We start from the raw sequence: 11,702 nt of genomic DNA, 5'->3' as shown, positions 1-11,702 counted from the left end.
GAGGCGGCGGGCGCAAAATGTTTGGTCCAGTCTTTGCCCCAGTGCTCTAGGCTCTCGCTATCGGTTTTGATTTGGCTAGAATCATAACCATAATTTTCTTGTAGCGATTGTATAAGGACCTCAATGATGGCTTGAGATGGTTTTAAAAGTTTTTTCACTAGACATATTTCCTACTATGATTAACGAATAGAAAAAACTACCCAATTATAAAATATTGAATAGGTAGTTTTCATATTGATGTTATTCTACCTAATGATTTTCAAGCACTGTCCTGTATGATACAAAGTAAGTCCCAACTCGGTAAATCCAGATTTTATACCTGGTAGAGCAACTTTTGATTCTTCTAAGGTTCTAAAAGGTAGCGGAATACTGTTTCTATCTCCAGTAAGAATATAATCAGCAAAGCATTTACCCATTAGTGTTCCAGTGGTAATACCACGCCCATTATAGGCAGTAGCTGTTAAAATACCTTCATCTGGCTCCAGTACCCGAAAGATATGGTCTTGAGTAAAGCCAAAATTACCATACCACTCATACTGCCAGTTAAACTTAGGCAAATAAGGGTAATAGCTTTTTTGCACGCAATTTGCCCATGCTTGATAAAAAGATTTAGGCTTACAAGCACTGCCGCCTACTGTACCAAGTAACAGCCGGTCATCATGATCACGGCGAAAACTGGACAAGGCCAAACGAGTATCCCAAGCACCATTTTTATGAGGTAAGATTCGATCTGCGAGCTCGCCAGTTAAAGGCTCGGAGGCAATTTGATAGTAAGATACCGTGTAGAAAGTCTTAGTAACTTCAGTCCATTCCCCTTTAGTGTAGGCATTGGTAGCGATAATGACACGCTCTGCTTTTACATTAGCCTCAGGTGTTCTTACATACCATTGCCCATCGGATTTCTCTAAACTATCAACAGCAGACTGCTCATAAATACTCACTCCCAGATTAGTTGCTACTTTAGCTAGACCATTTACATAAGCTAAAGGATTCAATGTACCAGTACGGTGATCTAATAGCGCTTTATTAATACTAGTAGTGCCGCAATATTCATGACAGCGACTGCCTGTTAACACTTCAACATTTACCCCACGTCGCTGTAATTGTTCATACCTAATGTCAACGTCAGCTTCTCCTTTAGCGTTATGGGCCATATGAAGGTTACCGGCCTGAGTCGCTTGCGCATCGATATCATAACGCCTGATTAAATCAAACACTAAACTTGGCGCTTGTCCTAACGCCTTTGTTAAACGCTCACCTTCGACATCCCCTAACACCAAATTTAGATCATCAGGTCGTGCCCAAGTTCCTGCATTGACTAGTCCTACGCTTTTCCCTGAGCCTCCACTACCAATAGCTTGGCTCTCAAGGAGGATAACCTTTACACCTTTTTCAGCTAAATGTATTGCCGCTGATAACCCTGTATAGCCACCACCAATAATACAAACACTAGTTTGCATATCACTTGTAAGTTTATTGTAGCGATCGATCTTAGGAGCAGTGAGGCTCCACAAACATTGCTCTTGCAACATCTCATACTCCTTATATATTATAATTGTTGTACAGTAGAGATCATGCGCTCATTATTGATAGCAGTAGGCTCTTCGCGAGGGATAAACTTATTCAAGACGACCCATAACAAGCCAAATAGTGGAGATAGCCAGCAGGCAAAGGCAAATGGGGCGTAAGTTAAAGTCGCAATACCTAAAGTCGCAGCGACAAAGCTACCGCCCATATTCCAAGGAATAAGTGGCGACAAAAGCGTACCAGCATCTTCGATAGAGCGAGTCAAGGTCGTACGCTTATAGCCCATTTCTTTGTACTTATCTTGCAATAAACGTCCTGGTAAAACACAAGTGGTATAGACGTCACCAATAAGTGTACCGACCCCGAGCGTACTGGCATAAGTTGTTGAGACTAACCCCACTCTCGATTTAATCATCTTATTAATTTTAGCCATAATGGCCTTCAATGTACCGTAATGCTCGATTGAGCCAATAAAAGCTAAGGCAAAGATGGTCAAGGTCACAACCCAGGTCATTGACATAACGCCGCCTTTAGACAACAGTTGATCGACGACAGCAAAACCAGTTTCACTAACAAAACCATTTTGTAGAACATTAAATATGTCACTAACCCCTACGCCTTGCATCGTAAAAGCGATCAAACCTGCTACTACGACGCCTGATAGTACGGTTGGTATAGCTGGCATTTTCATAACGGCTGCAATGATTACGACAACAGCAGGTAATAAAGTAAGAATACTCAAATCGTAATTAGCTGCTAGAGAGGTTTGGATTTCTTTAATAGAGGATAAATCAACATTTTCTGCACCGTAGCTCATACCAAGCCAAGCGTAGATAATCAAAGCCGTAACCATGGCCGGTACAGTGGTAGGCAACATACCGCGGATATGATCCCAAAGTTCAATACCGGCAGCGGCTGGAGTCAAGTTAGTAGTGTCAGACAAAGGAGACATTTTATCTCCAAAGAAAGCTCCAGAGACGATAGCTCCACCCGTTAATGATGGTGGAATGCCTAATCCTAGACCAATACCCATCATAGCCAAACCGACCGTGCCAACCGTGCCCCACGAGGTGCCCGTTGCAACAGAAATGATGGCACAAATAATACAAACAGAGACTAAAAATGAAGAAGGAGAAAAGACACTAAAACCATAATATAAAATCGTTGGCACGGTACCTGCAATAATCCAAGCACCGATGAGCATCCCGACACCCATCAAGATGATCATGGCTGGCAGACCGATTTTAATGACCTTCAAGAAACGCTCTTCCATACCATCCCAACTGCGGCCACGCATCTTCATAAATAAACCAGTGATTAAGATGCCACAAGCTAGCGGAATATGCGGAGTAAAATCTTTAAAGACAAAGAATTGCACCATTAGAATAATGGCTGTTAATACAAGCGGAGCAATATCTAGCAGGAAGCTAGAAGAAGGGTCATAACCATCGATATCAGGGTCATGTGGCTTTTTTTGTTTATCTGCAATCATAATATATCTACCTATCCTTAGTAGTTACAACCAAATCCATTGGTATATTTTCATAGCATAGTGTTAATCATCGAACAGTTAAAAAGAACCTGACAAACGAAATCAGTTCTCCAAATGGACTACCTTAAAAATCAATCAAGACAATATCCAATTACTTCGTTAAAAGCACACTATGGCATTAGAAAAAATAGACTTTGAGAAAGGAATGAAATTTAAAAATGAAAGTTGAAAATTAATACTACTTCAGATGGCTATCCGCTATTTTTACAACCTAATTTACGTTCCGCAATTAGATTGCAAAAACGCTTAGATAGTGAACAGTTCAAGCCAAGGACAGTTAAGCGCATTTTAAGTGCGCTTAACCGAATGAAAGTATCCTTTACTCATCAACAATTAAAGTTTGAGTTAACCAAAACTGATACCTTGAGCCAGTGGCAACTCTTTTGAGTAATTAATAGTATTAGTCTGACGGCGCATATAGACTTTCCAAGCATCAGATCCTGACTCACGACCACCGCCAGTTTCTTTTTCACCACCAAACGCTCCACCAATTTCAGCGCCACTGGTACCAATGTTGACGTTAGCGATACCACAATCACTGCCGCGATCACTCAAAAAGGTTTCAGCCTCACGCAGATCATTGGTAAATACGCATGATGATAAGCCTTGAGGCACATCGTTTTGCATCTCAATCGCGTCATCAAATTCTTTGTAAGTCATAACATATAAAATGGGTGCAAAAGTCTCACTTCTAGCAACATCATTTTGCTCATCAAACTCTACAATAGCCGGCGTCACATAGTACGCATTAGGATATTTATCTTCGAGTACCCGCTCGCCGCCGGTGACTTTACCACCTGCTTCTCTTGCCTTCTTTAAGGTCTGTTGCATACTATTGAAGCTATCTTCATCAATAAGCGGACCTACCAGATTGCCTTCTAACGGATGACCAATAGTGACGGTTTCATAAGCGGATTTAATTCGTGGCAAAATCTCGTCTTTAACAGATTCATGCATGAATACACGGCGTAATGTCGTACAACGCTGACCTGCTGTACCAACCGCTGAGAATAAAATTCCACGTAACGCAAGATCCAAATCTGCACTTGGCGCCAAGATCATGGCATTGTTACCACCAAGCTCAAGCAAGCACTTACCAAAACGATTTGCAACTTTTGGTCCTACTTCTTTACCCATACGGGTACTACCCGTTGCACTAACTAAAGCAACATCTTTGCTTTCAACTAAGGCGTTACCAACATCTGTCTTACCTAATAATACTTGTGAGAGATGATCTGGCGCATCACCAAATTTGGCTAAGGCTTTTTCAAACATTGCCTGACAGGCTAAAGCGACTAAAGGGGATTTTTCTGATGGCTTCCAAATTACAGGGTTACCACAAACGATAGCGAGTGCTGTATTCCAAGACCAAACCGCAACTGGGAAGTTAAAGGCGGAGATAACGCCAATCACACCAAGAGGATGCCATGTCTCACGCATATGATGACCTGGACGCTCTGATGCAATCGTTAGACCATAGAGCTGACGTGAAACCCCAACTGCGAAGTCGCAGATATCAATCATTTCTTGTACTTCGCCTAGGCCTTCTTCTTTAATCTTGCCCGCCTCAAAGGACACTAGCATTCCTAAGTCTTCTTTATGCTCACGCAGCACCTCACCCAACAGGCGAACGAGCTCACCACGTCTTGGAGCAGGAACCACACGCCACTCTTTAAAGGCTTTTTTAGCGTTAGCAATCTTGGTATCGACATCACTAACACTGTCTAGGGTAATCTTACCAATAACAGAACCATCTATAGGGCTGTTAACCTCAAAGTCGCCATTTTGGTATTGTTCTTCTTTGACACCCATAGCGGACATATACTGCTTAATCATAACTAATCCTTTTATATTGATTTTACTTCCTTGGAAGACTTATTAAGTTACCTTGCAGCAAACTAAGTTGCAAAATAATTAATCTCCTACTAGCATTCCTTTTTGGAATGATGCTTAAATAACTCTCTTATCAATAGGATACTTCCATCTATTGCCACACTAAGCATGGCTATTTAATGCACTCAGACACTCTTCAAGACTTTGGGCTTGCATCGTTTGATATAGCTCAAGCTCATTATGTACACCTGCCCCCAATGCGCCCTCAAACTCTTGCTGGTTTGAGTTACCCTCATAACTGCTTTGTTTGTCATCATGAAGATTGGACTGAAAAATCCCTGCAGCACTTACTGGCAAAAAATCCTCATAGACGATAGGCTCAAGACGAATAGCGCCTTGTTCGATCAGCTCTATAATGGCGTTATTTGATATAGAATCTGCGTCCAAATTAGAGTCAGTACGACTCGTATCTGAGGTATCAGATACCGCTTGATAATAAAAATAAGCAAGTCTTTCATCATGCAGCGTTTGATAATCATCAGGAAAAGCTTTAAATGATTTTTCTAGCATTTGATAATACTCAGCGGCGTTTTCAGCATTCGGAGTTGCACCTAGCTGACTACGAGCTTGACTAAGTAATTTGTCATACAACTCTCTGCCTTTAGGGGTTAAAGCCACACCGCGCTGTTCAATCTCACCAAAGCGCGCGGTGTGATGACCGGTATCATAGCCGCCTGCTGAGTTCTCAAAACTAACCGCTTCTTCTAGTGCTTTAAAGCTGGTTTGTCTTAATAAAATAGGACAATCTCGTCTTGGTGGCCCCTCTATGATAGCTTTTGGCGGAATGCCTTTTGCCTGCATACCTGCCTGCACCGCATCTATATCTAAGGTTCTAGGGGTCAGATGATTGATATGAGGCCCTTTAAAACCAACGACATCGGCAATTAGTCCATGCTGCGATAATAGTCGTTGATATAGCGCTTTTGAGACTGGAGTCTTATCATGCCAGCGAAAGGTTTCTAGCGCTTCTTTGACGAACTGCTTTGCGTCATCAGCCGTTAGACCCCCCTGCTCCTCAAAGCGTTCAATCAGGCTGACCACATTATCAGTAAAGATACTGCGGTTATCCAAGGCTGCTATTGCTTCTTGCGTTAGGGCTTCATCACCAATCAAATCTAAACGCAAGAGAGAGGTAAACACGCGAAAGGGGCTCTTACTTAATGACTGGCTATCAATTGCTCTAAAAGCAGTAGAGTGCACAGGCACACCAGCGGGTGCCAAATCATAATAGCCAACAGGATGCATGCCCATCACTGCAAAAAGTCTACGCATCATGCTAAGCTCAGCAGCGGTACCTAATCTGATTGCTCCATGGCGCTCCAGATTAAGCCGTTCAATCTCTCCGGTATGTTCAAGCTGCCCTCTAATCTCAGGCTGCTTGCTTAGCACTTCTGTATTGACATCAGTTACTAAATCGATAAGGTCACCATATAATGGCACTTCTTTTTGGTACATCTCTGACATCGCTATAGAGAAATCATGGCGAATATCATCACTGCTTATAAATATATTTTTCACAGATAAGTATCCTTGTTGGGTAAAGCTTGCTTGATAGAGCGTTTTTAGTTGAATATATAATGTACTCGTATACGATGGTAATAATAATCAGGCCGTATTGAAGACTATGACTTCGGTGCTTCATTAGGGATAGCAGCGAGTACTTCTTTCAAAATATCGAGTCCAGAGGTTAAGGTGTCAGGTTCAATCGTCAGCGGTGGTAATAGGCGAATAATATGCCGATGCTTTCCACTTGGCATCAGTAGTAATCCCCGCTCTCTAGCTTGTTTTAGTACATAAGACATAACGCTTGGATGCGTGCCATAAGCAGGATGACGTAGCTCTATACCGCGCATAGCACCCACTCCAGTGAGTCCATGCAACCACGGGGAGATGCCTTGTTGCTGCCACTGACCTACTGTGTCTTCGATAGTCTTTGCATAATGATTAGCAGATTGCCATACCTCATCTTCTTGCATGATATCTATAGTCGCATTCGCAGCAGCACAGGCCACTGGATTACCTGAATAAGTACCACCCAAGCTCCCTTTTGGTAGACCGTTGATTACACTAGCTTTGCCTATCACCGCACCCAATGGCAAGCCTCCAGCAATGCTTTTACCCAGTAATATCATGTCAGGCTCAATCCCTAAATGTATAAAGGCAAAAGGTGTACCAGTGCGGCCGTACCCGGACTGAATCTCATCCATAATGAGTAAGATTCCATTGTCATCACAAAAGGCGCGCAGATATTTGGCAAATGTGGCTGACATTAACTGAAAACCACCCTCGCCTTGTACTGGCTCCACAATAATGGCACCGATGTTGTCAACATCTGTCTCTACAGAAAATAATCGATCCAAGGCATCGATAGCTTGTTGATCACTAATATCATTATCGGAGCTTGGGAAAGGAATATGGTAAACGCCACCCGATAAAGGACCTAACCCTCGCTTATACGGAGCGACCTTACCGTTTAGATTAACCGCTGCAAGCGTACGGCCATGAAAGCCGCCATCAAAAGCAATAACGCCAGTGCGACCTGTCTTCAGGCGAGTGATTTTTATGGCATTTTCGGTAGCTTCTGCACCGCAATTGGTTAGCATGCCTGAAAGCTCACCTTTGATAGGAATAAGCTCGCACAATCTGGGCATAAAGGTTTGGTACGGCATATGCGCCGCTGCATTGTAAGCATAATGAATGAGTGATTGTGCTTGCGTAATAATCGCACTGACAATATGAGGATGGCAATGGCCAAAGTTTAAGACACCGATACCGCCGACAAAATCAATGTAGCAGCGACCTTTATCGTCCCAAACTTTTGCGTTTTTACCTTTGACTAAAGTCAGCGGATGCACCATCGTAAAAGCATCAGTGACATTGTATAGCTGTTCCATGAGCATCTCTTACCTTCCTTGAATTAGACATTCATTTCAGCAAAACTCTATCTCATCAGCAAACGAATAATAGTTGTGACGCCATTCCTTTAATTCATTGCCACAAAAAACCGGCATATAGCCGGCTTGTTTAGGTGTCTATTAGCTGTATTTTCTAAAGTTCTTGATAGACAAAAAGTCAAAATTTAGCTTATATCACAATATAAAATCTAAGTCTTTTTTATGCTCGTTTGACTTTTCGAGATAAGCTGAGACCCATTCCAAAATAACCTTCACTTTATGTGAATTGCCCAAGGATAAGGGATAAGACATATAATACGCGCCCCTACCATTTGCAGCATAGCTCCATGCTGTCACCAGTGCGCCTGATCGCAGTTCTGGGGCTACTAAACGTAATGGTACTAAGGCGATACCATATCCAAGTAATGCCGCCGATATAGTGGTATGAAAAGTATCAAAGCGTGGACCCACAAAGGTACCATCAATGCTGATATCTTGCTGCCTAAAATATTCATACCAAGCGCTAGGACGTGAGCTGAGTTGTAACAAGGTGCAGTTATCTAAATTATGTGTGCATGGTGATTTGTCTGTTAAATACTCAGGGTGACAGACAGCCACACTATATTCGTCAAACAACTTGATAGATTCCATGCCTGCCCATATTCCGTCACCATATAAAAAAGCAACATCGACATTTTGATCTTCAGAAAAAAACGGCCCAGCTAGCTCTTTTATATTCAGGTTAATCAACGGATGCGCTTGGCTAAATCCACTTAATGCAGGCATCAACCAACGCGAGCAGAAGGTAGGGTGTGAGACAATTTTGAGTATTTCTGAGTTGTCACTGTTTGACATCAGGCTAGTAGTTGCCGCTTCGATATGTTTGAGAATGTCTAACACTTCAAGATAATAAGTCTTACCTGCTGGTGTTAACGATATTCGATGCGGTGTACGATAAAAAAGTGAAAGGTTTAACATCTCCTCTAGCTGAGCTACTTGCTTACTAATTGCGCTTTGTGTCATATGCATTTCTTGCGCAGCATTAGTAAAGCTTAAGTGCCTAGCAGCCGTCTCAAAACATTGCAAAGCAGTTGTTGAAGGGTATCTTCTAAAAGCAAGTGGGGTTTTCATTTCATTTTTCATAAATTATTCATTCTATTATGTCATATAAATAATGTTTACCAGTCTCATTAATAATCCTACTCAGCAAATAGCGACTTTGACTAAAAAAGGTAATGACCGACTAAATACTCCGCGCTAATACACTGTTTTTTATCTAGCTCAAAGCTTAAAACTCACATCCACTATTAGCAGAAGATGCATCACATACTTCATCAATGATGACGATGCACGGGTCGCTTCGTTACTAGTAGAGTTAATTATCTCATTCTCTTTTGGATTAACCACAGACAATGAATATCCGCTGTAATAGTCATTATTAGTGATGTTCTTTGATAATTGACGATAGTCAGATTTAAACTCCTTTGTAATTTCTAGCTGACCTCTGCTGTCAATCCCGTAAACATAAACTTGGGAGATTTTGATTACGCAGCCTGACGATAATAATCAAACCACACCTGTCTTGGCGATTTATATCCCAAGCTCTTTTGAATCCTAATCTGATTATAATATAACTCAATATAGCCAATAATATCGCTGATCGCTTCAAGCCTTGTTTTATAGTTTTGGTGATATACTAGCTCATTCTTCAATACGCCCCAGAAGCTCTCTATTGGCGCATTGTCAAATGAGCGAGGAAAAGTAAGTGTCTGGGAGACACTTACCCGAGTGCAAGGCGGAGAGCTATGCCCGTAGTGGTTGCCCTTAACACTCATAGACCCTAAGAGCTGATGCTGCTTGATGATCTTGTGGTAGGCATGGCTACAATACTGGCTACCTCTGTCAGAGTGAACGATTAGCCCTTTATCAGGTTGTTTGTTCTTGATCGCCATATTAAGGGCACGGAAGACCATATCTGCGGTCATACGTTTGTTGATGGCATAGCCGACCAGCTCTTTGGTGTATAAGTCTTTAACGCCTGCTAAGTACAGACAGCCCTCGGTTGTCCAGATATAGATAATATCACTGACCCATGCTTCGTTAGGGCGGTTGACGTCAAACTGCTGATCCAACACATTGTCATAGATGAGCTTATTATGATTAGAGTCAGTGGTGACCTTAAAGCGCTTGTGGCGACGACATTTGATGCCATGCTCTTCTTTGATGCTTCTGACCATGTATCGACTGATATCATAGCCTTGCTCGATCAGCTTTACATGTAGTCGCTCAACACCATAACGCTCTTTACTTTCACTATGAGCGGCTTTAACTAGTAGCTCGCACTGATTGCGGTATACCTGTGCTGTTCGCTGATGTCACAACTCAGCCAGTCGTAGTAGCTTGAGGGCTTAACGCTTAATACACGGCACATAGTGGTAATGCTAAATATCTACTGGTTGTCTTTGATAAAGACATACTTCACTAACTGCTTTTCGCGAAGTACACTGTCGCCTCACTCGAGCATAGCTCTCCCCTTTCGTCGGGGCGAAGCAGTGCTTCGCTTTATCCCTCCTCATTTAGAATTTCTCGTTCCTCCCCGGCAACTTTGAGTTGCCGTTTAAGGCGTTTATTCTCTTCTAGTACTGCTACGAGCTCAGGATCGTATTGCTCAGACCCTTTAAGCTTGCCTTGATTCGCTTTATTTTGCCAGTTAGATAAGGATTACATGGCTATACCGAGCTGTTTTTCAGTAGCTGAAATATTGCCACTGTTATCCGCTATCTTCTTGACGGCTTCAGCTTTAAATTCGTCACTGTAAGTTCTTACTTTCTTGGTTATGGTAAACTCCGGTTAAGACGCTTAGTTTACCAAGTTTAGGTGTACGGTTTCTTCAGCATAGCTCAACACTATCAGATTATAGATTATAAAGTGAAATTAAAAAAACACTCACTCATCTATATCTCCTAGCAGTGTGTTACCTACTACAATGGTTTTAAGCAACTATAGAGACAATGTGTAGTGGCATAATGGATCTGATTAGGCATTAGATAACTAGAAACTATTTGCAGGTCTCTACCATCTCTGATGTCGATATCAGGCGCCTGGTAATGATCCTTTAAAGAGTAGTATCTTACATCATATACCCTTAAAAATTTGCTTATGAACGGCTATAACCATTATCATATCAACGCAGCATTCTAAAACAAAAAGACAATAACCTAAATCGGAGTAAATAATGATTACCCATGTCCCTGATGTGACTTTCAAAACTCGTGTTCGTGATGAATCTATCGGCGGAGACAACCCATTCACATGGTATGACCTAACCACAGATGAGTTGTTTGCCAATAAAAAAGTGGTGGTGTTCTCACTACCGGGCGCTTTTACGCCGACGTGTTCGACCAGCCATCTGCCCCGTTATGAAGAGCTGTATGATGAGTTTAAGGCGCTAGGCGTAGATGAGATCGTTTGCGTTTCTGTCAATGATGCCTTTGTCATGTATCAATGGGGCCTCAAGCAAAACCGTGAACACGTATTCTTGCTCCCTGACGGTAATGGTGAGTTCACGCGTAAAATGGGCATGCTGGTTGATAAGAGCAATCTTGGCTTTGGTATGCGCTCATGGCGTTATTCGATGTATGTCGACAATAAAGCAGTCAAAAAGGTGTTTAAGGAACCTAATTTTGGCGACAACTGCCCAATAGACCCATTTGAAGTATCAGATGCAGACACTATGCTAGAGTATTTGAAGAGTAATGCTTAACTACTTTGACGCTTAACCACTATCATTATATTTTGATAGATGCTCAAATACTTAAAAAGCCTCACTGCTCATA

Annotated in this window: 7 protein-coding genes and 1 pseudogene; 1 reads left to right on the top strand and 7 read right to left on the bottom strand. The window is 42.1% G+C overall.

Annotation, left to right across the window (positions count from 1 at the left end; genetic code table 11):
• Positions 1-245 precede the first annotated feature (245 nt).
• The 7 genes and pseudogenes from amaA to ACTXGJ_RS09030 all read right to left on the bottom strand — a co-directional run bounded on the left by amaA (position 246) and on the right by ACTXGJ_RS09030 (position 10,704).
• Positions 246-1,532 (bottom strand): L-pipecolate oxidase, encoded by a 1,287-nt coding sequence (gene amaA, locus ACTXGJ_RS09060; protein WP_439244021.1) that lies wholly within the window; start codon positions 1,530-1,532, stop codon positions 246-248.
• Positions 1,533-1,549: 17 nt separating this feature from the next.
• Positions 1,550-3,019, bottom strand: a complete 1,470-nt coding sequence (gene nhaC / locus ACTXGJ_RS09055) for a Na+/H+ antiporter NhaC (RefSeq protein WP_439244019.1) — start codon at positions 3,017-3,019, stop codon at positions 1,550-1,552.
• Positions 3,020-3,424: 405 nt separating this feature from the next.
• Positions 3,425-4,915: an L-piperidine-6-carboxylate dehydrogenase gene (gene amaB, locus ACTXGJ_RS09050; protein WP_443565687.1), complete on the bottom strand. Its 1,491-nt coding sequence runs from the start codon at positions 4,913-4,915 to the stop codon at positions 3,425-3,427.
• A gap of 159 nt (positions 4,916-5,074) precedes the next feature.
• Positions 5,075-6,490: a 2-oxoadipate dioxygenase/decarboxylase HglS gene (gene hglS / locus ACTXGJ_RS09045; RefSeq protein ID WP_439244015.1), complete on the bottom strand. Its 1,416-nt coding sequence runs from the start codon at positions 6,488-6,490 to the stop codon at positions 5,075-5,077.
• 104 nt (positions 6,491-6,594) lie between these two features.
• Positions 6,595-7,866, bottom strand: a complete 1,272-nt coding sequence (locus tag ACTXGJ_RS09040) for a 2-aminoadipate transaminase (RefSeq protein WP_439244013.1) — start codon at positions 7,864-7,866, stop codon at positions 6,595-6,597.
• Between the two features lie 195 nt (positions 7,867-8,061).
• Complete coding sequence (locus ACTXGJ_RS09035; RefSeq protein WP_439244012.1) at positions 8,062-9,009, bottom strand: LysR substrate-binding domain-containing protein; 948 nt, start codon at positions 9,007-9,009, stop codon at positions 8,062-8,064.
• Positions 9,010-9,410: 401 nt separating this feature from the next.
• Positions 9,411-10,704: pseudogene (locus ACTXGJ_RS09030) on the bottom strand (IS3 family transposase).
• A 397-nt stretch (positions 10,705-11,101) separates the two neighbouring features.
• Between ACTXGJ_RS09030 and ACTXGJ_RS09025 the strand changes: the two are divergent.
• Complete coding sequence (locus ACTXGJ_RS09025; protein ID WP_439244011.1) at positions 11,102-11,629, top strand: peroxiredoxin; 528 nt, start codon at positions 11,102-11,104, stop codon at positions 11,627-11,629.
• Positions 11,630-11,702: the final 73 nt, after the last annotated feature.

It is taken from the genome of Psychrobacter sp. 1Y11, assembly GCF_052259045.1.
GTDB lineage: Bacteria > Pseudomonadota > Gammaproteobacteria > Pseudomonadales > Moraxellaceae > Psychrobacter.
The sequence above is the reverse complement of the archived record's forward strand: the minus strand, read 5'-3'. Positions and strand labels throughout refer to the sequence as shown.

Coding starts and splice junctions, on each gene's coding strand:
- ACTXGJ_RS09025 (WP_439244011.1), top strand. CDS start 11,102: ATGATTACCCATGTCCCTGATGTGACTTTCAAAACTCGTGTTCGTGAT.
- amaA (WP_439244021.1), bottom strand. CDS start 1,532: ATGTTGCAAGAGCAATGTTTGTGGAGCCTCACTGCTCCTAAGATCGAT.
- ACTXGJ_RS09035 (WP_439244012.1), bottom strand. CDS start 9,009: ATGAAAAATGAAATGAAAACCCCACTTGCTTTTAGAAGATACCCTTCA.
- ACTXGJ_RS09040 (WP_439244013.1), bottom strand. CDS start 7,866: ATGGAACAGCTATACAATGTCACTGATGCTTTTACGATGGTGCATCCG.
- nhaC (WP_439244019.1), bottom strand. CDS start 3,019: ATGATTGCAGATAAACAAAAAAAGCCACATGACCCTGATATCGATGGT.
- amaB (WP_443565687.1), bottom strand. CDS start 4,915: ATGATTAAGCAGTATATGTCCGCTATGGGTGTCAAAGAAGAACAATAC.